General features: G+C 74.8%; 18 protein-coding genes and 1 riboswitch. Of the genes, 7 read left to right on the forward strand and 11 right to left on the reverse strand.

Translation table 11 applies throughout. The annotated features are described in order from the left end of the window. Positions 1–107 precede the first annotated feature (107 nt). From cbiE to ACFWIC_RS01550, 4 genes are all read left to right on the forward strand, one after another. A complete protein-coding gene (gene cbiE, locus ACFWIC_RS01535) occupies positions 108–1361 on the forward strand; it encodes a precorrin-6y C5,15-methyltransferase (decarboxylating) subunit CbiE (protein WP_380361943.1) in 1254 nt (417 codons plus the stop codon). Beyond that, positions 1358–2119 carry a precorrin-4 C(11)-methyltransferase gene (cobM, locus tag ACFWIC_RS01540; RefSeq protein WP_329880357.1) on the forward strand — a complete coding sequence of 254 codons (762 nt, stop codon included), beginning with the start codon at positions 1358–1360 and terminating at the stop codon, positions 2117–2119. The genes cbiE and cobM overlap by 4 nt, the downstream gene beginning before the upstream one ends. After that, complete coding sequence (locus tag ACFWIC_RS01545; protein ID WP_329948842.1) at positions 2119–2868, forward strand: cobalt-precorrin-6A reductase; 750 nt, start codon at positions 2119–2121, stop codon at positions 2866–2868. The genes cobM and ACFWIC_RS01545 overlap by 1 nt, the downstream gene beginning before the upstream one ends. Positions 2869–2929: 61 nt before the next feature. Beyond that, the gene (locus ACFWIC_RS01550) at positions 2930–3469 is read left to right on the forward strand and encodes a DinB family protein (RefSeq protein ID WP_329948843.1); all 540 of its coding nucleotides are present in this window, start codon (positions 2930–2932) and stop codon (positions 3467–3469) included. Positions 3470–3544: 75 nt separating this feature from the next. Here the strand turns inward: ACFWIC_RS01550 and ACFWIC_RS01555 are convergent, their stop codons facing one another. From ACFWIC_RS01555 to ACFWIC_RS01575, 5 genes are all read right to left on the reverse strand, one after another. Further along, entirely contained in the window at positions 3545–5074 is a 1530-nt protein-coding gene (locus ACFWIC_RS01555) for a UDP-N-acetylglucosamine 1-carboxyvinyltransferase (RefSeq protein ID WP_380364593.1), read from the reverse strand. 162 nt (positions 5075–5236) lie between these two features. Further along, positions 5237–5470, reverse strand: a complete 234-nt coding sequence (locus ACFWIC_RS01560; RefSeq protein ID WP_380514840.1) for a hypothetical protein — start codon at positions 5468–5470, stop codon at positions 5237–5239. A 131-nt stretch (positions 5471–5601) separates the two neighbouring features. After that, a complete protein-coding gene (locus ACFWIC_RS01565; RefSeq protein WP_380364589.1) occupies positions 5602–7128 on the reverse strand; it encodes a precorrin-2 C(20)-methyltransferase in 1527 nt (508 codons plus the stop codon). After that, positions 7125–7751, reverse strand: coding sequence for a precorrin-8X methylmutase (locus ACFWIC_RS01570; protein ID WP_329880364.1), 627 nt, complete (start codon positions 7749–7751; stop codon positions 7125–7127). The genes ACFWIC_RS01565 and ACFWIC_RS01570 overlap by 4 nt, the downstream gene beginning before the upstream one ends. After that, positions 7748–9103, reverse strand: coding sequence for a hypothetical protein (locus ACFWIC_RS01575; protein ID WP_380364322.1), 1356 nt, complete (start codon positions 9101–9103; stop codon positions 7748–7750). The genes ACFWIC_RS01570 and ACFWIC_RS01575 overlap by 4 nt, the downstream gene beginning before the upstream one ends. Positions 9104–9281: 178 nt before the next feature. After that, a riboswitch (cobalamin riboswitch) is annotated at positions 9282–9367 on the forward strand. A gap of 310 nt (positions 9368–9677) precedes the next feature. On the opposite strand from ACFWIC_RS01575, the gene cobN reads away from it, so the two are divergent. Next, positions 9678–13304, forward strand: coding sequence for a cobaltochelatase subunit CobN (cobN, locus tag ACFWIC_RS01580; RefSeq protein WP_380514845.1), 3627 nt, complete (start codon positions 9678–9680; stop codon positions 13302–13304). A 214-nt stretch (positions 13305–13518) separates the two neighbouring features. Further along, complete coding sequence (lnt, locus tag ACFWIC_RS01585) at positions 13519–15177, forward strand: apolipoprotein N-acyltransferase (RefSeq protein WP_380353215.1); 1659 nt, start codon at positions 13519–13521, stop codon at positions 15175–15177. Here lnt and ACFWIC_RS01590 read toward each other — a convergent pair. From ACFWIC_RS01590 to gdhA, 4 genes are all read right to left on the reverse strand, one after another. After that, positions 15153–15917 (reverse strand): VOC family protein, encoded by a 765-nt coding sequence (locus ACFWIC_RS01590; protein ID WP_380514848.1) that lies wholly within the window; start codon positions 15915–15917, stop codon positions 15153–15155. The genes lnt and ACFWIC_RS01590 overlap by 25 nt on opposite strands. 66 nt (positions 15918–15983) lie before the next feature. Further along, positions 15984–16892, reverse strand: a complete 909-nt coding sequence (locus tag ACFWIC_RS01595; RefSeq protein WP_329948848.1) for an NADP-dependent oxidoreductase — start codon at positions 16890–16892, stop codon at positions 15984–15986. 184 nt (positions 16893–17076) lie between these two features. After that, entirely contained in the window at positions 17077–17949 is an 873-nt protein-coding gene (locus ACFWIC_RS01600) for a GyrI-like domain-containing protein (protein WP_380514852.1), read from the reverse strand. A gap of 209 nt (positions 17950–18158) precedes the next feature. Then, positions 18159–19538, reverse strand: a complete 1380-nt coding sequence (gene gdhA / locus ACFWIC_RS01605) for an NADP-specific glutamate dehydrogenase (RefSeq protein WP_329880376.1) — start codon at positions 19536–19538, stop codon at positions 18159–18161. Positions 19539–20497: 959 nt separating this feature from the next. Between gdhA and ribA the strand changes: the two genes are divergently transcribed. Then, entirely contained in the window at positions 20498–21142 is a 645-nt protein-coding gene (gene ribA, locus ACFWIC_RS01610) for a GTP cyclohydrolase II (protein ID WP_355404571.1), read from the forward strand. A 125-nt stretch (positions 21143–21267) separates the two neighbouring features. Here ribA and ACFWIC_RS01615 read toward each other — a convergent pair whose 3' ends face one another. Both ACFWIC_RS01615 and ACFWIC_RS01620 read right to left on the reverse strand, forming a co-directional pair. Further along, a complete protein-coding gene (locus ACFWIC_RS01615; protein WP_380514855.1) occupies positions 21268–23388 on the reverse strand; it encodes a putative bifunctional diguanylate cyclase/phosphodiesterase in 2121 nt (706 codons plus the stop codon). Further along, positions 23385–24191 carry an SAM-dependent methyltransferase gene (locus tag ACFWIC_RS01620; RefSeq protein ID WP_329880389.1) on the reverse strand — a complete coding sequence of 269 codons (807 nt, stop codon included), beginning with the start codon at positions 24189–24191 and terminating at the stop codon, positions 23385–23387. Before ACFWIC_RS01620 ends, ACFWIC_RS01615 begins: the two co-directional genes overlap by 4 nt. Positions 24192–24294 lie beyond the last annotated feature (103 nt).

Consider the following 24294-nt stretch of genomic DNA (forward strand, 5'->3'; position numbering starts at 1 on the left):
GGCCACCCCCCGGACGGACAGCGCCAGGTAGGCTGCCCCGGGGCCGAAACCGCAAACCCGGCCGGCGGGCCCCGAGCCACCCCCGCAGATCCACAAGGAGCCCCCCGGTGCCCCAGCAGCCACCCCCGCTCACCGTCGTCGGGATCGGGGCGGACGGCTGGCCCGGCCTCGCCGGCACCGCGCGGGCCTCGCTGCGGACGGCCGAGGTGGTGATCGGCGGCCCCCGGCAGCTCGACCTCCTCCCCGCGGACGAGGTCTCCGCCGAACGGGTGCCGTGGCCGACCCCGCTGCGCCCGGCCGTCCCGGGGCTGCTCGCCCGGTACGCGGACCGCCGCGTCGCCGTCCTGGCCAGCGGCGACCCGATGTTCTACGGCATCGGCCGCACCCTCGCGGAGATCGCCGGCCCCGACCGGCTGCGCGTCCTGCCGCACCCCTCCTCCGTGACGTACGCCTGTGCCCGGCTCGGCTGGCCGCTGGAGTCCACCGAGGTCGTCAGCCTGGTCGGCCGCCCCCTGGACGCCCTGCGCCTCGCCCTCAACCCCGGGCGCCGCCTGCTCGTCCTCAGCGCCGACGCCGACGGGCCCGGTGCCGTCGCCGCGCTGCTCACCGCGAGCGGCTTCGGCGCCGCCCGGCTGCGGGTGCTGGAACAGCTCGGCGGCCCCGCCGAACGGCAGCTCGACGGCCCCGCCGACGGCTGGCCGCACCCGCCCGGCGACCGGCTCAACCTGATCGCGGTCGACCTCGGCGACACCGGCCCCCGCACCCCGGTCGTCCCCGGCCTGCCCGACGGCGCGTACGAGAACGACGGCCAGCTGACCAAACGCCACGTCCGTGCCGCCACCCTGGCCACCCTCGCGCCCGTCCCCGGCGAACTGCTCTGGGACGTCGGCGGCGGCTCCGGGTCGATCGCGATCGAGTGGCTGCGCGCGCACCGCGACAACCGGGCCGTCACCGTCGAACGCGACCCCGTCCGGGCCGGGCGGATCGCCCGCAACGCCGCCGCGCTCGGTGTCCCCCGGCTGCGCGTCGTCACCGGCGCCGCACCCGCCGCGCTCGCCGGGCTGCCCGCCCCCGACGCCGTGTTCGTCGGCGGCGGGCTCACCGCGCCCGGCCTGCTGGACGCCTGCTGGACCGCGCTGGCGCCGGGCGGGCGGCTGGTCGCCAACACCGTGACCCTGGAGTCGGAGGCACTGCTCACCGAGTGGTACCGGCGGCACGGCGGCGAGCTGCTGCGGCTCGCCGTCGCCCACGCCGTCCCGGTCGGCGGCTTCACCGGCTGGCGCCAGGCCATGCCGGTCACCCAGTGGTCCGCCGCCAAGCCTGCCGCCCAGTCCCTCACCCCCCGGGAGAACGCCTCGTGACCGTCCACTTCATCGGGGCCGGCCCCGGCGCCGCCGACCTGATCACCCTGCGCGGCCAGCGGATCCTGGCCCGCGCCGAGGTCTGCCTCTACGCGGGCAGTCTGGTGCCTCGCGAGCTGCTGGACGAGTGCCCGCCGGGCGCCCGCCTGGTCGACACCGCCAACCTCAACCTCGACCAGATCGTCGAGGAGCTGGTCCGCGCCCACCGGGCCGGACAGGACGTGGCCCGCCTGCACTCCGGCGACCCGTCCGTGTTCAGCGCCGTCGCCGAGCAGATGCGCCGGCTCGACGCGGCCGGCGTCCCGTACGAGGTCGTACCCGGCGTGCCGGCCTTCGCCGCCGCGGCCGCCGCCCTCAAGCGCGAGCTGACGGTGCCGACCGTCGGCCAGACCGTCATCCTCACCCGGATCGCCAAGCGCGCCACCCCCATGCCGGAGGGCGAGGACCTCGCCACCCTCGGCCGCAGCGGCGCCCTGCTCGTCCTGCACCTGGCCGCCGGGTACGTCGACGACGTGGTGGAGCAGCTGCTGCCGCACTACGGCGCCGACTGCCCGGCCGCCGTCGTCGCGATGGCCAGCCGGCCGGACGAGCTGGTGCTGCGCGGCACCGTCGGCTCGATCGCCGGACAGCTGAAGGAGACGGGCGTGGTCCGCACCGCGGTGATCATCGTCGGCCGGACCCTCGCCGCCGAGCAGTTCCGCGACAGCCACCTCTACTCGGCGGACCGCGAGCGCCCGCACGAGCCCTGCGGGTCGTAGTGGCGCCCCACCTGCTCGTCCTCGGCGGGACGACCGAGGCGCGGACGCTCGCCGCCGCCCTGGCCGGCTCGCCGCTCAGGGTCACCAGTTCCCTCGCCGGGCGGGTCGCGGACCCGCGGCTGCCCGTCGGCGAGGTCCGGATCGGCGGTTTCGGCGGTCCGGACGGCCTCGCCGCGTGGCTGCGCGCCGAACGGGTGGACGCCGTGGTCGACGCCACCCACCCGTTCGCCGCCGTCATGTCCCGCAACGCCGCCGAGGCCGCCGCCGCGACCGGCGTGCCGCTGCTCGCACTGCGCCGCCCCGGCTGGACGCCGGTGGAGGGCGACCGCTGGCACCCGGCCGCCTCCCTCGCCGCCGCGGCGGAGCTGCTTCCCCCGCTCGGCCGGCGGATCCTGCTCACCACCGGACGGCAGGGCATCGGCGCGTTCGCCCACCTCGACGGTCTGCACTTCACGGCCCGGTCGGTCGATCCGCCCGAGCCGCCGGTGCCCGCCTCGCTCCACGTCCTGCTGGACCGCGGCCCGTTCACGCTGGAGGGCGAACGCGCGCTGCTCCGCGAGCACCGCATCGACGTCGTGGTCACCAAGGACAGCGGCGGCGCGGCCACCGCCCCCAAGCTCACGGCCGCCCGTGAACTGGCCCTGCCCGTGGTGGTCGTGGAGCGTCCGCCGCTCCCGGCCGGCGTCCCGGTCGTGGAGACCGTCGGAGCCGCGCAGGAGTGGATCGCCGGGCTCGACCCGAGGGCCTAGGCCCGCGTCCGCCCCTCGAAAACCCGGTGCCGTGGGCCGACCGCCCTGCGAGCATGATCCGATGGACGCCTACGATCGCGCCGACGCCGCGCGGACCGAACCCCTCCGCACCGCCGACGAGCGTGCCACCCTGGTCACCTTCCTGGACCACCAGCGGGCCACGTTCGTGATGAAGTGCGCCGGACTGACCACCGAACAGCTCCGCGCCCGCCCCCTCGCGCCCTCCGACCTCTCGCTGCTCGGCCTGGCCCGCCACCTCGCCGAGGTCGAGCGCGGCTGGTTCCGCAACGTCCTCGCCGACGAGGCCGTGCCCGGCTACTGGAAGCGCCCCGACGGGAGCTTCAGCGAGTTCGACGTCGAGGACGCCGATCCGGAGGAGGCCTTCGCCGTCTGGCGCGGCGAGTGCGAGCACGCCCGGCAACTCGTCGCCGCCACGGAGTCGTTGGACTTCGTCGGGCACTACCGGGGGAGCGCCGGGGCCGACGGCGACGACGCCTACTCGCTCCGCTGGATCCTCACCCACATGATCGAGGAGTACGCCCGCCACAACGGCCACGCCGACCTCCTCCGCGAACACCTCGACGGCCGCACCGGCGAGTGAACACGCCGGTGCCCGGCCCGGGATCCTCCGATCCCGGGCCGGGCACCGAACCGACGTGCCGACGGACGCGCTCCGTCAGATGTCGCGGAAGGTCTCGATCTGCGCGCCGATGGAGTTGAGGCGCTCGGCGAGGTCCTCGTAGCCGCGGTTGATGACGTAGACGTTGCGCAGCACCGAGGTGCCCTTGGCGGCGAGCATCGCCAGCAGGATGACGACCGCGGGGCGCAGGGCCGGCGGGCAGACCATCTCGGCGGCGCGCCAGCGGGTCGGGCCCTGGACGAGGACGCGGTGCGGGTCGAGCAGCTTGATGTCCGCACCGAGACGGGTGAGTTCGGTGAGGTAGATGGCGCGGTTGTCGTAGACCCAGTCGTGGATCATCGTGGTGCCGTGGGCGGCCGCGGCGATCGCGGCGAAGAACGGCACGTTGTCGATGTTGATGCCGGGGAACGGCATCGGGTGGATGGTGTCGACCGGCGCGGTCAGCTTGGACGGGCGGACGGTGAGGTCGACCAGCCGGGTACGGCCGTTGTGGGCCGGGTACTCGGCGGTGCGGTCGTAGTCGAGGCCCATGCCCTCCAGCACCGCGAGCTCGATCTCCAGGAACTCGATCGGCACCCGGCGGATGGTCAGCTCGGAGCCGGTCACGACGGCGGCGGCCAGCAGGCTCATCGCCTCCACCGGGTCCTCGGCGGGGGTGTAGTCGACGTCGCAGGTGATCTCAGGGACCCCGTGGACGGTGAGGGTGGTGGTGCCGACGCCGTCGATCCTGACGCCCAGCTTCTCCAGGAAGAAGCAGAGGTCCTGGACCATGTAGTTGGGCGAGGCGTTGCGGATGACGCTGACGCCGTCGTGGCGGGCGGCGGCGAGCAGGGCGTTCTCGGTGACCGTGTCCCCGCGCTCGGTCAGCACGATCGGCCGGTCCAGCGGAGTGCCGGGCTGGACGGAGGCGTGGTAGGCGCCGCCGGTGGTGGCGACCTCCAGGCCGAAGCGGCGCAGCGCGGTCAGGTGGGGCTGGACGGTACGGGTGCCGAGGTCGCAGCCGCCGGCGTAGGGGATGGCGAACCGGTCGGCGCGGTGCATCAGCGGTCCGAGGAACATCAGCACGCTGCGGGTGCGGCGGGCGGCCTCGACGTCCATGCCGTCGAGGTCGAGCTCGACGGGCGGGGTGAGTTCGAGGTCGCGGCCGTCGTTGGTCCAGCGGCTCTTGACGCCGATGCTGTTGAGCACTTCGAGGATGCGGTAGACCTCCTCGATGCGGGCGACGCTGCGCAGGGTGGTGCGGCCGGTGGTGAGCAGCGAGGCGCAGAGGATGGCCACGCAGGCGTTCTTGCTGCTGCGGACGTCGATCGCGCCGGAGAGCCGGGTGCCGCCGGCGACCCGCAGGTGCATCGGGCCGGCGTAGCCGAGGGAGACGATCTCGCTGTCGAGCGCTTCGCCGATGCGGGCGATCATCTCAAGGCTGACGTTCTGCTTGCCCTGTTCGATGCGGTTGACCGCGCTCTGGCTGGTGCCGAGGGCCTCGCCGAGCTGAGCCTGGGACCAACCGCGGTGCTGACGCGCGGTGCGGATGAGGGTGCCGATACGGGTGAGATAGTCGCCTGTCACCTGCCAGACCATATCTCATGACTGAGATAGCGCCAGGATCGGGCTCCCATGTGACGCTACATTTGTCCGTTTCCCTCCCCGTATGGGCGTCAGATCTTCACATCACAGCGAAGTTCTTATGACACGACCGAGACAGAAGGAGCCGTCAGCAGACCCGACGGCTCACCGACGGCGGCGCGACCCGGCTCGACCCCGGACCCGCACCGTGGAACCGGACCGCCGCTCCCGCACCGACGCGATCAGCGCGGAATTCGGGAACGCGCGCCGGTCGGTGGCCGCCGCGGGCGGGAAGTGGCCGCCGTCGTCCCGACAGGGCTCCTGCGCGAGCACCGGCAGTGGGAGGAGCGCGAGCTGATGCACCTCGTCGAGGAGCGCCGGGACGAGGGTGATCTCCACCGTCGACGGTGGCCTGCTCCTCGTCCTCGCGGTCAGGGTCGGCCACCGCTCCGAGATCTACCGCGACTGACGGGCACCCCGCCGGAGCGGGGTGCCCGGGGGTCGGACCCCGAGGGGCCGCGGCCGGGAGGTCAGGCCTCGGGGTAGCGGCGGGGGGTCCAGGTGACGTCGGGGTGGGGGGACCGGGTGACGTGCCGGGTCTGGGAGGAGCCGACGAGGAGGACGGTGCGCATGTCGACCTCGGCCGGGTCCAGGTCGGCGAGGCGTACGGTGCGGACGCGCTCGGTGGGGCCGCCGACGTCGCGGGCCATGACCACCGGGGTCTCCGGGGCCCGGTACTCCAGCAGGAGGTCGCGGGCACGGCCGACCTGGGTGGTGCGGGACTGCGAGCCGGGGTTGTAGAGCGCGAGGACGAGATCGGCCTCGGCGGCGGCCCGCAGACGACGGGCGACGACGTCCCAGGGCTTGAGGCGGTCGGAGAGGGAGACCACCGCGTAGTCGTGGCCGAGCGGGGCGCCCGCCCGGGAGGCGGCGGCGTGCGCGGCGGTCATGCCGGGGACGATCCGGACCGGCACCTCGCGGTAGGCCTCCTCGCAGGCGACCTCCAGGACGGCGGTGGCCATCGCGAAGACGCCCGGGTCGCCGGAGGAGACGACCGCGACCCGGTGGCCGCGGCGGGCCAGGTCGAGGGCGAACTCGGCGCGCTCGGACTCCACCTTGTTGTCGGAGCCGTGCCGCGCCTGACCGGGGCGCACCGGCACCCGGTCCAGGTAGGTGGTGTAGCCGACCAGGTCGGTGGCGGCCGACAGGGCGCCGCGCGCCTCGGGGGTGAGCCAGAGCGGGCCCGCCGGGCCGGTGCCGATCACGGTCACACTGCCCGGGCCCTCCAGGGCCGGCGCCGGGGGCTCCAGCGGCGCGACCCTGCTGGGCAGCACGGCGACCGCGAAGTAGGGGACGGTCTCGGCGTCGACCGAGGCCAGCGGGGCGGTCCGCTCGCCCTCCATGAAGGCGCGCTCGACGTACTGGGCGTCGTCGAGGCGGCCGGCCCGCTCCAGGGCGCGGCGCACGGCCGGGAAGGTGCGGCCGAGCTTCATGACGACGGCGGAGTCGGCGGCGGCGATCCGCGCGGTCAGCTCCTCCTCGGGCAGCGTGCCCGGGATGACGGTGAGCGTCTCGTCGGCCTCGGTGAGCGGCATGCCCAGCCGGGCGGCCGCGGCGCTGACCGACGTCACGCCGGGCACCACCTCGGTCGGGTAGCGGTCCGCGAGGCGCTTGTGCATGTGCTGGTAGGAGCCGTAGAAGAACGGGTCCCCCTCGGCCAGCACCACGACGTCGCGGCCGGCGTCCAGGTGGGCGGCCAGCCGGTCGGCGGCCTCCGTGTAGAAGTCGTCCAGGGCACCCCGGTAGCCGCCGGGGTGGTCGGTGGTCTCCACCGTGAGCGGGTAGACCAGCTTCTCCTCGATCTGACCGGCCGTCAGGTACCGCTCGGCGATGGACCGGGCGATCGAACGGCCGTGCCGCGCGCTGTGGTAGGCCACGACGTCGGCCTTGCCGATGAGTTCGGCGGCGCGGACGGTCACCAGCGACGGGTCACCGGGGCCCAGGCCGACCCCGTAGAGCCGGCCGGTCGTCACGCTGTCGTCCTGATGGTTCGTCACTCTTCTTCGCTCGCAATCGCGTTGATCGCAGCGGCGGCCATCGCGCTGCCGCCGCGCCGGCCGCGCACCACCAGGTGCTCCAGGCCGGCGGGGTGCACGGCCAGGGCCTCCTTGGACTCGGCCGCGCCGATGAATCCGACCGGCACACCGATCACCGCCGCCGGGCGCGGGGCGCCGGCCTCGATCATCTCCAGCAGGCGGAAGAGCGAGGTCGGCGCGTTGCCGACGGCGACCACCGCACCCTCCAGCCGGGGCAGCCACAGCTCCATCGCGGCGGCGCTGCGGGTGTTGCCCATCGCCCGTGCCAGCTCGGGCACGGACGGGTCGGTGAGGGTGCAGACCACCTCGTTGTCGGCGGGCAGCCGCTTGCGGGTGACGCCGCTGGCGACCATGTTGACGTCGCAGAGGATCGGCGCGCCGGCGCGCAGGGCGGCACGGGCGGAGGCGACCACGCCGGGCGAGTACACCAGGTCCTCGACCAGGTCGACCATGCCGCAGGCGTGGATCATCCGCACGGCGACCTGGGAGACGTCCGCGGGGAGCGCGGCGAGGTCGGCCTCGGCCCGGATGGTGGCAAAGGACTGGCGGTAGATGGACGCGCCGTCCTTCTCGTACTCGATCACTTGGTGGTCCTCCTGGCCGCGGCGACCGCCACGGCCGTCTCCTCGTTCGTCAGATCGTTCACCGGGTCGTTCACCGGGTCGTTCGTGGGACTGCTCGCAGGGCTGCCCGTCGCGCTGCCCGCGGGACCGCCGGGCGGTTCCGGAGCGGTGCCGGACACCCTCACCCGGTAGCCCCGCCCGGTCGCCAGCACGTCCACCCAGCGTCCCGCCGGGTGGCCGCAGCGCCGCTCGCAGCCGGACCAGTGCACCGGCAGGACGCCGGTACCGGCCGGGGCGGCCGGCGCCACGGGGCCCGCCACCGCGGGGCCCGGCACCACGACGACCGGAGCCGCCGTCGCGTCCAGCGCCCGCGCCGCGTCCGTCCGGACGTCCGCGAGCGACTTGGCGCAGCCCGGCAGCCCGGTGCAGGCCGTGGCCCGGTCCCAGGCCGAGCCCGGTTCGGTACGGTACCCGGCCGCCGTCAGGGCGGGCAGCCGGTCGGCCGGGGCACCCGGCAGGACGGCACCGCGCCACGGGGTGAGCCGGAGCTCCCCCTCGGCGGCGGCGGCCAGGACGCGCCACTGCGCGGCGGTGGCCCGGCCGAACCGGAGTCCGACGGAGAGCCCGCCGGGCAGCGCGCCGAGCGGCACCGGCAGTCCGGGCAGGTCGGGCAGCGGGACGTCGCCGGGCGGCAGCAGGCCGGGGACCTCGCGCAGGTGCCAGGCCCCTGCCCCGGAGACGCGCAGGGCCTCCAGGAAGGAACGGGCGGCGTCCAGCGCCGCCTCCACCGCCCGGGCGGCGGGGACGGCGCGCGCGGTGGCGGCCCTGCCGAGGCGCAGCAGGGCGGTCCCGTCCCGGCCTGCGATCAATGTCACATCGGCGTCCAGCGCGGCGACGTCGCCGCGGCCGTCGTCCAGCGCGAACAGGAACTTGCCGGAGAGGCCGGTCGCCCACGGGCTCGCGCAGAGGCCGGCGTCCAGCGCGCGGGCCCAGGCGTGCACGTCGACGCCGGTGCGACCGCCGTCCGACGGGCCGGGCGAGGCCACGATGTTGCGCACCCGCTCGTGGGTGTCCGAGGGCAACAGGCCGGCGGCGCGCAGCCGTTCGCCGAGTTCGCCGCCGCAGTCCGGAGCCAGTCCGCGCAGCTGGACGTTGCCGCGCGAGGTGGTCTCCAGCGCGCCGTCGCCGAGCGCCTCCGCGGCGTCGGCCAGCGCCACGGCCTGACGGACCGTCAGAAGTCCGCCCGGCAGGCGGACCCTGGCCAGGGCGCCGTCGTCGGCGGTGTGCAGACGAAGCGCCCCCGGACAGACGTCCGCACGCCCCCGGTCGGGCGCGGCGGCGCCCGGCGTGACGGCGTCGGATGTCGGTGGCATGGCGGCGAGCATACCGATGATCCGATCGGATGCCGCCGTACCGAAGGTCACAGCACCGAGCCGGACCCGGTGCCGGAAGAGCGCCTTGCCGAAGGGCACTCCCCCAGGTCAGCCACACCCCGTACGATGCTGGCGGGCGGTCCCCGCAGGCCGCCCACACGCCAGCGACGGCGCAGGGGAGGAAACCGGTGCGAGCCCGGTGCGGTCCCGCCACTGTGACCGCGGTCCACCGGAACGCCGGGAGACCGCGGGAGCCAGGAACTCCTGCCGTCCTCCACCGGCCCGGGGCGCGGACCCCGAGGAAGGCTCGAAAAGCCATGCGCCGCCGCATGCCCGCTCCCGCGGTCCGGTCCACCGTGACTCGGCCGCTCCCCCTCCCTGCCCCAGGCGGGCCGGAGGGATCCGCCGGGCTCCCGGACCCGCCGTTGACGCACGCCCTCCCTGCCCGCCGCCGGGCCGGAGGGGCCCCCGCTCCGGTGTTCCGCCGTCCTTCGCCAGTCGCTCGTCACTCGTCACATTCCACGCCGGCGTGCCCTTCGGCTCGGGGCGCCTCCGAGGCCGGGAGGGCCTTCGCATGATCCTGCTGCTGTCGACGTCCGACACCGACCTGCTCAGCGCCCGCTCCGCCGAAGGACCGGTGCGCTACCGGCTCGGCAACCCGGCCCGGCTCACGCCCGAGGACCTGCCCGCCCTGGTCGACGGCACCGACCTGGTCGTGGTCCGCCTGCTCGGCGGACGCCGTGCCTGGCAGGAGGGCCTGGACGCGCTGCTGGCCGGCCCCCGCCCCGTCGTCGTCCTGACCGGCGAACAGGCGCCCGACGCCCAGCTGATGGAGCTGTCCACCGTGCCGGCCGGCATCGCCGCCAAGGCCCACGCCTACCTGGCGCACGGCGGCGCGGCCAACCTCGCCGAGCTGGCCGCCTTCCTCTCCGACACCGTGCTGCTCACCGGCCACGGCTTCGCGCCGCCCGCCTCCGCCCCCGCCTGGGGACCGCTGGAGCGCACCGCCCGCACCGACGGCGGCCCGGTCATCGCCGTGCTCTACTACCGCGCCCACCACATGAGCGGGAACACCGCCTTCGTCGAGACGCTCTGCCGGGCGATCGAGGACCGGGGCGCGCAGGCCCGGGCGTACTACTGCGCCTCGCTGCGCGGCGCCGAGGACGACCTGCTGGCCGCCCTCGGCGAGGCCGACGCCCTCGTCACCACCGTGCTGGCCGCCGGCGGCACCCGCCCGGCCGACGCGCAGGCCGGCGGCGACGAGGAGGCCTGGGACGCCGGCGCGCTCGCCGCCCTGGACCGGCCGATCCTCCAGGCGCTCTGCCTGACCTGGTCGCGCGCCCAGTGGGAGGCCAGCGACGACGGCCTCTCGCCGCTGGACACCGCCACCCAGATCGCCGTGCCCGAGTTCGACGGCCGCCTGATCACCGTCCCGTTCTCCTTCAAGGAGCTGGACGAGGACGGCCTCACCGTCTACGCCGCCGACCCCGAGCGCGCCGCCCGGGTCGCCGGCATCGCCGTCTCCCACGCCCGCCTGCGGCACATCCCGGCCGCCGAGCGCCGGCTCGCGCTCGTCCTCTCCGCCTACCCGACCAAGCACGCCCGGGTCGGCAACGCGGTCGGCCTGGACACCCCGGCCAGCGCGGTGCGGCTGCTGACCGCGCTGCGCGAGGAGGGCATGGACCTGGGCACCGGCCTGCCCGGGCTCGACGAGTCGGCCGAGGGCCAGCACGAGGGCGACGCCCTCATCCACGCGCTGATCGCCGCCGGCGGTTACGACCAGGACTGGCTCACCGAGGACCAGCTGGCCCGCAACCCCGTCCGTATCCCGGCCGCCGACTACCGCCGCTGGTACGCGGGCCTGCCCGAGGCGCTGCGCACCCGGGTCGAGGAGCACTGGGGCCCGGCCCCCGGCGAGCTGTACGTCGACCGCTCGCAGAACCCGGACGGCGACATCGTGCTCGCCGCCGTCCGCTCCGGCAACCTGCTCGTCCTCATCCAGCCCCCGCGCGGGTTCGGCGAGAACCCGGTCGCGATCTACCACGACCCGGACCTCCCGCCGTCCCACCACTACCTGGCCGCCTACCGCTGGATCGCGGCCGAGCAGGCCGACGGCGGCTTCGGCGCCCACGCGGTGGTCCACCTCGGCAAGCACGGCAACCTGGAGTGGCTGCCCGGCAAGACCGCCGCGCTCTCCGCCGAGTGCGGCCCCGACGCCGCCCTCGGCGACCTGCCGCTGGTCTACCCCTTCCTGGTCAACGACCCGGGCGAGGGCACCCAGGCCAAGCGTCGCGCCCACGCCACCCTGGTCGACCACCTCGTCCCGCCCATGGCCCGCGCCGACTCCTACGGCGACATCGCGCGCCTGGAGCAGCTGCTCGACGAGCACGCCAACATCGCCGCGATGGACCCGGCCAAGCTGCCCGCGATCCGCGCCCAGATCTGGACGCTGATCCAGGCCGCCAAGCTCGACCACGACCTCGGCCTGGACGAGCGCCCCGAGGACGACGGCTTCGACGACTTCCTGCTGCACGTCGACGGCTGGCTCTGCGAGATCAAGGACGCCCAGATCCGGGACGGCCTGCACGTCCTGGGCCAGGCCCCGGCCGGCACCGACCGGGTCAACATCGTGCTCGCCATCCTGCGCGCCCGGCAGATCTGGGGCGGCGTCAACGCCCTGCCCGGCCTGCGCGAGGCGCTCGGCCTGGACGAGTCCGCGCTCACCCTCGGTGCCACCGACGCGGCCGAGGCCGCGGCGCGCGAGCTGGTCGAGGCGATGGAGGCCGAGGACTGGGCCCCGGAGGCGGTCGAGAAGGTCACCGCCGAGCTGCCGGAGCAGGTCCGTACGGCGGTCCGCGAGGTGCTGGACTTCGCGGCCGCCCAGGTGGTGCCGCGGCTGGCCGCCACCACCGGCGAGCTGGACGCCGTGCTGCACGCGCTGCGCGGCGGCTTCGTCCCGGCCGGGCCGTCCGGCTCGCCGCTGCGCGGGCTGGTCAACGTGCTGCCGACCGGCCGCAACTTCTACTCCGTCGACCCGAAGGCCGTACCCAGCAAGCTCGCCTGGGAGACCGGGCAGGCCCTGGCCGCCTCGCTGGTCGAGCGCTACCGGGCCGACAACGACGGCGCCTGCCCGCCGTCGGTCGGGCTCTCGCTCTGGGGCACCAGCGCGATGCGCACCGCCGGCGACGACATCGCCGAGGCCTTCGCGCTCCTCGGCGTCCGCCCCGTCTGGGACGACGCCTCGCGCCGGGTCACCGGCCTGGAGCCGATCTCCCTGGAGGAGCTGGGCCGCCCGCGCATCGACGTCACGCTGCGCATCTCCGGCTTCTTCCGGGACGCCTTCCCGCACGTGGTCGCCCTGCTGGACGACGCCGTCCGGCTCGCCGCCGCCCAGGAGGAGGCGGAGGCCGACAACTACGTCCGCGCGCACGTCCAGGCCGACCTCGCCGTCCACGGCGACGAGCGCAAGGCCACCGTCCGCGTCTTCGGCTCCCGTCCGGGGACGTACGGCGCGGGCCTGCTCCAGCTGATCGACAGCCGCGACTGGCGCACCGACGCCGACCTCGCCGAGGTGTACACGGTCTGGGGCGGCTACGCGTACGGGCGCGGGCTGGACGGGCGGCCGGCCCGCGAGGAGATGGAGACCGCGTACAAGCGGATCACCGTCGCCGCCAAGAACACCGACACCCGCGAGCACGACATCGCCGACTCGGACGACTACTTCCAGTACCACGGCGGCATGGTGGCCACCGTGCGCGCCCTCACCGGCAAGGCGCCGACCGCGTACATCGGCGACTCGACCCGGCCGGAGACGGTCCGCACCCGGACCCTCACCGAGGAGGCGGCCCGGGTGTTCCGCGCCCGGGTGGTCAACCCGCGCTGGATCGAGGCGATGCGCCGCCACGGCTACAAGGGCGCCTTCGAGATGGCGGCCACCGTCGACTACCTGTTCGGGTACGACGCCACGACCGGCGTGGTCGCGGACTGGATGTACGAGAAGCTCACCCAGGAGTACGTGCTGGACCCGGTCAACCGGGAGTTCCTGGCGGACGCCAACCCGTGGGCGCTGCACGGCATCAGCGAGCGCCTGCTGGAGGCGGCGAGCCGCGGGCTCTGGGAGAAGCCGGACCCGGAGCTGATCGAGCAGTTGCAGGCGGCGTTCCTGGAGACCGAGGGTGACCTGGAGGGCGAGGACGGCTGAGCCGCCCCGGGCGGTTCCCGCCCGTCGCCCCACCGTCCGGTGGTGTCCCCCGTGCGCCGCCCGCGATCCCACGCGGGCGGCGCACGGCGGTCGCACGCCCCTCCGGGATCGTGCGGGTCCGTACGGACCCGCACGGCCGTCCCGCGACACGCCGGACCCGTTCGGGTGATCACAGGGCTGGTGACCGGGCCGCGCCGAGCGGACAATACGGGGCATGTCGCGACGCTCCCTGCTCACCGGTCCCGCCGGTCCCGCCGGTCCCGCGGCCGTCGCCGCTCCCGGCCGCCCGGACCGGGCCGCCCGGTACCGGCCACGGCTGGCCGCGCTGGCCGCCGGGGCGGTGCCGGTGTTCGCCTTCCCGGCGCCCGGGCTGGCCACGCTGGCGTGGGTCGCGCTCGTCCCCGGGCTGCTGCTGATGCAGCGGGCACCCGGGATGCGCGAGGCGGCGGTGCGGGGGTGGTGGTTCGGCGCCGGCTTCATCCTCACCGGCATGTACTGGCTGGTGCCGTCCGTCGGGCCCGCGCTGCCGCTGCTCGCCGTGCTGTTCGGCGCGCTCCAGGCCGGGGTCGGCGCGGCGGTGTGGGGGCTGCTGCACCCGCCGCCGACCACCCGGCGGGCGCTGCTCGCACCGGTGGTCGTCGCCGCGGTCTGGCTGACCACCGAGTACGCGCGGTCCTGGCACGCCCTCGGCGGGCCGTGGGCCCTGATCGGCGCCACCCAGTGGCAGCACCCGACCGTCCTCGCGCTGGCCTCGATCGGCGGGATCTGGCTGGTCAGCGCGGCCGTGGTCGCGGTCAACACCGCCGTCCTGGTGGTGCTGACCGCCGCCGAACGGCGGCCCCGGACGGTGGCCGCCCTCGTGGTGGCCGGTCTGCTCGCCGCCGGGCCGCTGCTCTTCGCCCTGCGACCCGCGCCCGAACCGGCCGGGGCGGGCGGGGCCGGGGCGGGCGGGGCCGGTGGCGCGATCACCCTCGCCCTGGTCCAGCCCGGCATCGTCGACGAACCGCAGGCCCGCTTCGAGGCGGGTGTCCGCGCCACCGAGGCCCTCGGCGGACGGCCCGTCGACCTGGTCGTCTGGGGCGAGTCCAGCACCACCGCCGACCTCGACCGTGACCCGGCGGCGCTCGACCGGCTGCGCGGGCTGGCCGCCACGACCGGCGCCCGGGTGCTGGCCGGCGAGGACGCGCGCAAGGCCGACGGACGGATCTCCAAGGACGCGGTGCTGATCTCGCCGGACGGGATCGTCGACCGGTACCGCAAGATCCGGCTGGTGCCGTTCGGCGAGTACGTACCGCTGCGGCCGGTGCTCGGCTGGGTGGCCGGGGTCAGCCGGGCGGCCGGCGAGAACCGGGCCCCCGGCAGCGCCTTCCACCTCCTGCCGGCCGTCGACCGCGCGGGCGGCGCGCTGCCGGTCGGCGCGCTGATCTGCTTCGAGTCGGCGTTCCCCGACCTCTCCCGGACGGCCGCACGGGCGGGTGCACGGGTGCTCGTCTACCAGTCCTCGACCTCGACGTTCCAACGCACCTGGGCGCCCGAGCAGCACGTGTCGCTGGCCGCGATCCGGGCCGCCGAGACCGGCCGGCCGGCCGTCCAGGCCTCGCTCACGGGGGTGTCGGCCGCCTTCGACGCGCAGGGGCGCGAGCTCGCCCGGCTCGGCACGGACGGGACGGGCACGCTGGTCGTCCGGCTGCCGCTGACCGCGCCGTCCGCGCTCACCTGGTACGACCGGGTCGGGGACGTGGTGCCGCCGGCGGCCCTGCTGGTGACGGCGGGCGCCGCGGTCGGCGCCCTGCGCGGACGCGGTACGGGCCGGTCCGCGCAGGGCCGGCCGGCCCCGGCGGCGGACGGTCAGCCCTCGGAGCCCGCCAGGTAGATGCCGAACGCCGCGCCCTGCGGATCGCGCAGGACGGCGATCCGCGGGCCGTCCGGCACCGCGGTCGGGGCCATCAGCACGTCCGCGCCGAGGTTGCCCGCCCGGAACGCCGACACGTCCACGTCGGCGACCGCGAAGTACGGCAGCCAGTGCGGCGGCACCTGCGGGGGGAAGTTCTCGCCCATCACCAGCATGCCGCCGAAGTCGTCGCCGGCCAGGCCCCACTGGGTGTACTGCCCGGACGGGCCGACCGTCCAGCCGAACACCGCCGGGTAGAACGCCGCGGCGCCCTCCCGGTCCCGGGTGAGCAGCTCCACCCAGCCGAGCGCGCCGGGGGCGTTGAGCACCTCGGCGCCGACCAGGCGTCCCGCCTGCCAGAGCCCGAACACCGCACCGGACGGGTCCGCGACGATCGCGAACCGGCCGAAGTCGAGTGCGTCCATCGGCTGGACGACGACACTGCCGCCCGCCCCGGTGATCCGGGCGGCGGCGGCGTCGACGTCGGCCACCAGGAACGAGACGGTCCACGCGGTGGGCTGCCCCTCGCCGTACAGCGGGGAGACGGAGGCGGCGATCGCGCGGTCCAGCCTCATGAAGGTGTACCCGCCGGCCTCGGGCCGCTCGTCCGTCTCGGGCCGCCAGCCGAACAGCTCGCCGTAGAACCGTTGGGCCGCCACGGGGTCGGTGCTGCCGTGCTCCACCCAGCACGGGCCGCCGACCGCTACCTCGTCGATCTTCATCCGCGTTCCTCAGGACTGTTCGGCGGTCCGGGCGGACCGGGGTGGATCGGTGGCCGGGGACGCCGCTCAGGCGACTTCGAGGACGAGCTTCCCGCGCGCGTGGCCCGACTCGACCAGGGCGAGCGCCTCGGCGGCGCGGGCCAGCGGGTAGCGGGCGCTGATCTGCGGGTCCAGCTCGCCTGCGGCCACCAGCCCGGCCAGCGCAGCGAGCGTCTCCGGCGTGGTGGAGCGGGTGACGAACCGGCCGCCGAGTTCGGCCGCGGCGGCCGGGTCGGAGGTGGCGACCAGCCGGGAACGGTCCGCCAGCGTGGTCGCGGCGGCCCGCACGTCGTCGCCGCCGACCAGGTCGAGGATCCCGTCGACCCCGTCCGGGGCCACCGCCCGGATCCGCTCGGCGACCCCGGCGCCGTACCGGACCTGCACCGCCCCCAGGGACTCCACGTAGCCGCGGTTGGCGTCGCTCGCCGTGCCGATGACGCGGATGCCCCGGCTGCGGGCGATCTGGGCGGCCGCGCTGCCCACACCGCCGGAGACACCGAGGATCAGCAGCGTCTGCCCGGCGCCCACCCCGACGTCCCGGACCGCGTCGTCGGCCGTCGCCGCCGCCACCGGCAGGGTGGCGGCCTGGTCGAAGCCGACCTTCGCCGGTTTCGGCGCGCTCATCCGCGCGAGCAGCAGCGTCTGGGCCGCGAACGCCCCGGCCGCCGCGATCCCGAACACCTCGTCGCCGGGCGTGAAGCCGGTCACCCCGGGCCCGACCCGCTCCACCACGCCCGCCGCCTCCTGGCCCATGACGGCCGGCAGCTCCCGGTCCCGGCCGAGCAGACCCCGGCGGACCTTCCAGTCCACGGGGTTCACCCCGGCCGCCCGCACCGCGATCCCGAGCTGTCCCGGTCCCGGCTCCAGCACGGGCCGGTCCAGGAACTCCTGCTTCTCCGGCCCGCCGTAGTCGACGAACCCGAACGCCTCGGCCATCCTCGATCCACTCCTCGCTCGCCGGCCCCCGGCCGCCTCGGTGCTTCCCCGCCCAGCATGCGGGCGGGGCGTCGGGCGGGCCGGTGGTGCTGGGCCGAACGGGCGGAGGGCCGGGCCGGCGGACGGGCGCGGACGGACGGCGCCCGCCGCCCGCTGCCCGGCGGGCACCGTCAGCCGTCGTCCGTCACCGCCCCGCGCGGGCCACCGGGACCCAGATCTCCGCCTCGGCCTGCCCCGCCTCCGCGGGGAAGCGGGTGCGGAGGATGTCCGGGCCGGGCCGCGACTCGTACGGGTTGGACGGGAACCACTGGGTGTAGACGTCCCGCCACATCTCCTGCAACGCCTGCGGGAACGTCCCGGTGTTGGAGAAGACGGCCCAGGTGCCGGCCGGGACCTCGCGCACGTCCAGGTCCTCCGGCACCTCGACCTCCGTGCCGGCCACCACCGCGTGGTAGTAGTCGAGTTCGACGCCCTCCTCCCGGCTGTCCGAGAAGAACTCGGTGACCGAGACGACGCCGTCCGGCTCCTGGTCCGAGAGGGCCGCGATCCGGTCGACGGTCTCCCGGCCGAGCCCCCTGATGAACGAGGCGATGGCCGGGTTGACCCCCACGTGGACCAGCGGGACCCGGGCCCGTCTGCCGACCACCCGGAACGCCGGCTTCTCCACGATGCGGTACCGCATGCTGCTGCTCCCTTCGATGACGAGCCGGAAGGACATCCGGGGCTGCGAGACGAGCACCGCACCGCCGCGCCGCGCCTCCCCCGGGCCGACCCCGTGCATCGCACGGAACGCCCGGGCGAACGCCTCGCCGGAGGTGTAGCCGTACCGGACCGCGACATCGAGCAACGTCCGTTCGCCGGAGAGCACTTCGGCCCCGGCGAGGGTGAGCCGCCGGCGCCGGAGGTACTCCGACAGCGGCATCCCGGCCAGCGCCGAGAACAGCCGCCGGAAGTGGTACTCCGACGTCGTCGCGATCCGCGCCAGCTCCGCCACCTCGACCGGCCCGTCGAGGTGTTCCTCGATGTACTCCATGGCCTGGTTCAGCCGTTCCAGCATCCGCGCCCCGTCCTTCCCTTACTGCGTTCCACCGTAGGCAGCGCCCGCGGGCCGCACCCGACATCCTGTGCCCGCTCCGGTCGGGTCGGCCGCCGCGTCACCGCGGCCCGGGAACGGCGGCACGGCGACACGGCGACACGACGACGAACACCTCCCCGACCGGCCGCGGGGACCGGTCGGGGAGGTGCGGGTACGGCTACGGCGACGCGTCAGATCAGGCCCTGCGCCAGCATCGCGTCCGCCACCAGCTCGAAGCCGGCGATGTTGGCGCCCAGCACGTAGTCGCCGGGTCGGCCGTACGTCTCGGCCGTGGTGTGGCAGGAGTCGTGGATGTGCCGCATGATCCCGGCCAGCTGCTCCTCCGTCCGCGCGAAGGACCAGGAGTCACGCGAGGCGTTCTGCTGCATCTCCAGCGCGCTGGTGGCGACCCCGCCCGCGTTGGCCGCCTTGCCCGGGCCGAAGGCCACCCCGGCGTCCTGGAACACCCGGACCGCCTCGGGCGTGGTCGGCATGTTGGCCCCCTCGGCGACCGCCCGCACCCCGTTGCGGACCAGCGCCAGCGCGTCCGCACCGGTCAGCTCGTTCTGCGTCGCGCACGGCAGTGCCACGTCCACCGGCACGCTCCACACACCGGTGCCCTCGGCGTACCGGACGTGGCTGCCGCGCAGCTCCGCGTACTCGGTGAGCCGGCCGCGGCGGACCTCCTTGACCTCCTTGAGCAGCGCGAGGTCGATGCCCTTCTCGTCCACCACGTAGCCGGCGGAGTCCGAGACCGTGACCACCGTGGCCCCGAGCTGCTGGGCCTTCTCGACCGCGTACACGGCGACGTTCCCGGAGCCGGAGACCGCCACCCGCAGGCCGTCCAGGTCCTCGCCCCGGGCCCGCAGCATCTCGGCGGTGAACAGCACGCACCCGTAGCCGGTCGCCTCCGTGCGCGCCTGCGAACCGCCCCAGCCGATGCCCTTGCCGGTCAGCACGCCCGACTCGTAGCGGTTGGTGATCCGCTTGTACTGCCCGAACAGGTAGCCGATCTCCCGGCCGCCGACGCCGATGTCCCCGGCCGGGACGTCGGTGTGCTCGCCCAGGTGCCGGTACAGCTCGGTCATGAAGGACTGACAGAACCGCATGATCTCCGCGTCGGACCGACCCTTGGGGTCGAAGTCCGAACCGCCCTTGCCGCCGCCGATGCCCAGCCCGGTGAGCGCGTTCTTGAAGATCTGCTCGAAGCCGAGGAACTTGACGATCCCGAGGTTGACCGACGGGTGGAACCGCAGCCCGCCCTTGTACGGCCCGAGCGCGCTGTTGAACTCCACCCGGAACCCGCGGTTGACGTGGATCCGCCCCTGGTCGTCCGTCCACGGCACCCGGAACATCAGCTGCCGCTCCGGCTCCACGATCCGCTCGACGATCCGGGCGTCGACCAGCTCGGGCCTCCGCTCCAGCACCGGTCCGAGGGTCTCGACCACCTCCCGCACCGCCTGGTGGAACTCCGGCTCTCCCGGGTTCCGCCGCAGCACCTCGGCGTAGAGCGACTCGATGACAGGGTTCCCGGCGTCATGCGACGCCACGGACACAGGGGTAGCCGGCATCTCTCAGGACCTTCCGTGGTCGACAGACAGGGCGCTCCCGCTCCGGGGAAGCGCCGGCGGTCCCCCTCGCCATTGAGGGCGTCACGGTGCGACACGCACCGGTGCGGCAAGCTCGGACCGCTCACACGGGGGTCAGTCTCCCACCGTCGGCCGCATTTGTCCGCCGCCTTCCGCATTCCGGGCAACCCGGTCGACCGGTCGCAGACGCACCGGAACCACACGAAGCACCGACCCGTCCGCCCCCACCGCCGCGACCGGGCCTTCGACCGGCGCCCGGGATTCCTCCGAAAGGAATTCACCCGACCCCGGGCCGGGGGCACCGTCACCAGCGCCGACGATGTCCCGCATCGGATTTCCACGGGCACGAACGAAATCGAGTCATATTCCGCACGCACACACAGCGAGAAATGGCCGCGCACATTTCTGGACATGTAACGCCACAGCCGCCCGTGCTGCGTGGACGAACACCTTCGAAGCGCGATCCCCCCGGTTCGGCCCGGTCTTTCCGATCCGGCGCGGTGCCACCGGGCACGTTCCGCGGCGCACCGGATCATTCCGCCGAGCCCCTACGGACAGGGCCGCACCCCCGATCCTCGTTCACGCATTTCCCCATTCGGCGACCAAGGGGTCCGAGGGTCCGCCACCGGCCCGGTACCGCACGGCACCGACCGGGAGAACGGCGCCACCGGAAAGGATTCCGCCCGAGACCGAGGAAGAACTCACGCCCCGGAGGAACCCGCCCCGCTCCCGGCGAGCGGGCACGCCGGCGGCCGTGCGGGCCGGCGTCGCCGGGCGGGGCCGGGCAGGGCCGGGCGGCCGGGAACAGGCGTGGTGGGAGCGGTGTTGCGAGGCTGCGTCGCCGTGCGCCGGAGTACGCGGGGCACCCGAACCATGTTGTTCAAATTGGAACTACCTAGTACGGTCGGGATCCGATCACCACTTCTGTCACGGAGGCCCCCATGCCGCAGCACGTCCCGCCGCAGACCGGTGCCGCCACCGTGCGGTCCCGCGTCCGGATCCCGCTGACGTTCCCGGACGGGTACCGGGCCGACGCGGAGGTGTCCACCTTCCACGGGCTGGCGGACGGCGCGGAGCACCTCGCCCTGGCCCTCGGCGAGGTGCCGGCGGGCGGCACGCCGCTCGTGCGGCTGCACTCGGAGTGCCTCACCGGGGACGTGTTCGGCTCGGACCGCTGCGACTGCGGCCCGCAGTTGCGCGAGTCGGTGGAGCGGATCACGACGGCCGGCGGGTACCTGCTCTACCTGCGGCAGGAGGGCCGGGGCATCGGGCTGTACAACAAGCTCGACGCGTACGCCCTGCAGGATGCCGGCCTGGACACGTACGACGCCAACACCGCGCTCGGTCTGCCCGAGGACGGCCGCGACTACACCGCGGCCGCCCAGATGCTCGGCGCGCTGGGCGTCACCGGGATCGACCTGCTGAGCAACAACCCGGACAAGGCCGCCCAGCTGACCCGCCTGGGCGTCACGGTCCACGACCGGGTGCCCACCGGCGTCCACCTGTCCCCCTCCAACGTCCGCTACCTGCGGGCCAAGGTGGAGCGGACGGGACACTCGATCGAGCTCTCCCGCCTGGTGGGCTGAGGACCACGACGGGGCCTGGCAGCCGGGCGGGGTCGGGCCGCGCACAGTCGGCCGGCCGGGCAGGGCCGGGCCGGGCAGGACGGGACGTCCGCAGCTCGACGCCCGGAGCTGCGCCGGACGCCGCCTCAGGCGGGCGGGACCGGGCGGCCCCGCGGCTCCTCGACGATACGGCGGGCGATCTCGGCGGGGCGGACCGGGCGGCCGAAGTGCCAGCCCTGCGCCCAGTCGCAGCCGATCCGGCGCAGCCGCTCGGCGTCCCGCCGGGTCTCCACGCCCTCGGCGGTGACGGTCAGCCCGAGGGCGTGCGCCATCGAGACCAGACCGCTGACGATCCGCCAGCCGGTCGACTCGTCCTTGGCCGGGTCGTGCAGGTCCCCGACGAAGGAGCCGGCGATCTTCAGGCCGGAGACGGGCAGGTCGCGCAGGTAGGCGAGGTTCGACCAGCCGGTGCCGAAGTCGTCGACGGCGAGCGAGACGCCGAGGCCGACCAGCCCGTGCAGGGTGCGCAGCGCCTCGTCCTCCGGGCCGACCACGGTGGACTCGGTGATCTCCAGCTGGAGCCGGGCCGGGTCGAGGCCGGTGGTGTCGAGGATCCGGCCGAGGTCGGTGACCAGGGCCGCGCTGCGGGCCTGGCGGACCGCCAGGTTGACGTTGAGCTGCGGAGCGGCGTCGCCGAACCGCTTGATCCATTCGGCCGCCTGGCCGCAGGCCTGCTCCAGCACCCAGCGGCCGAGCGGCATGATCAGCCCGGTCTCCTCGGCGGTGGTGACGAACTCGTCCGGGCCGAGCACGCCGAGCTGCGGGTGGCGCCAGCGGACCAGTGCCTCGACGGCGGCCAGCCGGCCGTCGGCCAGCGCGTACAGCGGCTGGTAGTCGATGAAGAACTCGCCCCGGTCGAGGGCCGCGGGCATCCGCACCGAGACCGCGTACCGGGAGACGGCGCGGGCGTTCTCCTTGGGGTCGAAGAGGGTCCAGCGGCCCCGGCCGGCCTCCTTGGCGCGGTAGAGGGTCAGGTCGGCGGCGCGGACGGCGGCGCCGGGGGTGGTGGTGGAGACCCTCCGCTCCAGCACGCCGACGCTGGCGCCGACGGCGAGCTTGTGGTCGCCGATCAGCACCGGCCCGGCGAGCGCCTTGAGCACGGTCTTGGCGGCGGCCACCGCCTCCTGCTCGCCGCGGCTGTTCTCCAGCAGGACGACGAACTCGTCCCCGCCGAGCCGGGCGACCAGGTGGCCGAGCGGGCTGAGGGCGGCCTTCAGCCGGGCCGCGACGGCGGCGAGCAGCTGGTCGCCGGTGTCGTGGCCGAGGCTGTCGTTGACCACCTTGAAGCCGTCGAGGTCGACGTAGCAGAGGCCGAACCGGGCGCCCGGGTCCGGGTCCTCGAAGAGCTTCTCCAGCCGTTCGAAGAAGGCGGCGCGGTTGGGCAGGCCGGTCAGCGGGTCGTGGGTGGCCTGGTGGCGCAGCCGCTCCTGGAGCCGGTAGCGGTCGGTGACGTCCTCCAGCATCGCCACCTGGTACTGCGGGACGCCGTCGTCGTCCCGGATCAGCGAGACGGTCAGGTGGGTCCAGACCACCTCGCCGTCCTGCCGGTAGTACGGCTTGTCGAACTGGAAGTACTCGCGCTTGCCGCTGATCAGGTCCTCGTACGCCTCCCAGACGCCCGGGGCGTCCTCGGGGTGGACGAGGTCGCCGACGCGGCGGCCGGTCATGTCCTCCGGGCCGGCGCCGAACAGCTCCTGGAGCGCCTTGTTGACGGCCAGGATGTTGCCGTCGGTGTCGCCGATGCCGATGCCGATCGCGGCGCTCTCGAACAGCGCCCGGAACCGGGCCTCGGAGGCCCGCAGGGCCCGTTCGGCCTCCTTGCGGGCCACGTCGGCGGCGGTGCGGATGGCCTCCTGCTCGCGCAGCGTGCGCTCGCGCAGGGCGGCGGCCCAGCCGGCCGCGAACGCACCGCTGAGGGCGGGTCCGCGGCCGTCGGGGGTCGGCTGCTGCTGGAGCAGTTCCACCGCCCGGGCCAGCACCACCGGGTCGATGAAGTGCGCCTCGACCAGGTGGGCCCCGGCCTCGGCGGCCAGCTGGGGCTCGAACGGCTCCTCCAGCTGGGCGCGGTGGAGCAGCGCGGCGGTCCGGGAGACGAGCCGGCCGACCAGGCCGGGATGGACCGCCGTGCCGTGGTCACCGGAGAGCAGGCGCGCCCAGTCCGCGTGGAACCGTTCGGCGCTGCTGCTCGGCTCCGGTGCTCCGATCACGGGCGGAACCCCACGCCTGCCACTCCGGTCATCCGCTCGGGGTTGCGGCCGACGGCCTCCGGCTGCTCGGGGCGCCACTGCGGCAGGTAGACCACGCCCGGCTCGACCAGGTCGAAGCCGGTGAACATGGTGGTGATCTGTTCGTGGGTGCGCATGGTGAGCGGAGTGGGCGTCATCTTGTACAGCCGCTGGTGGTCCTCGGCCTGGTCGGGCCGGCCTTCCAGGGAGGCGTGCGAGAGGACGAGGGCGCTGCCCGGCGGGAGGGCGTCGCGGATCACCTCGATCAGCTTCCAGGGGTTGTCCTGGTCCTCGACGAAGTGCATGACCGCGACCAGCAGGACGGCCACCGGTTCCCCCGCCGCCAGCAGGTCGGTCACCTCGGGGCGGGACATCAGGTCGTCGATGTCGCGGACGTCGGCCTGGACGGCCGAGCAGCCCTCGTCGCCCTCCAGGAGCAGGCGGCTGTGCGCGACGGCGACCGGGTCGCGGTCCACGTACACCACCTGGGCCTCGGGGCGGATCGCGCGGGCGATCTCGTGGACCGCGCCGAAGGTGGGGATGCCGGAACCGATGTCCAGGAAGCGGGTGATGCCGCGTTCGGCGGTGAACTGCACGGCGCGGCGCAGGAAGGCGCGGTTGGAGCGCATGATCTGCGGCAGCTCGGGCCAGAGGGCGATCGCCTTGCGGGCCATCTCCCGGTCGACCTCGAAGTTGTGCGAGCCTCCGAGGTAGTAGTCGTAGACCCGCGCGGCGTTCGGTTTGTCCAGGTCCGTGCCTTCCGGTACCCAGTTCGGTCGCCGCATCCTCGGAACTCCTTCGCTTCGTCTTCCGGTGGACCGGCCGCCTGGAGGGGCGGCTGTGACTGATGAGACTACAAGCACAAAAGATCCTCCTCCGCACGCCGAA

It is taken from the genome of Kitasatospora sp. NPDC127035 (assembly GCF_042726075.1).
GTDB lineage: Bacteria > Actinomycetota > Actinomycetes > Streptomycetales > Streptomycetaceae > Kitasatospora.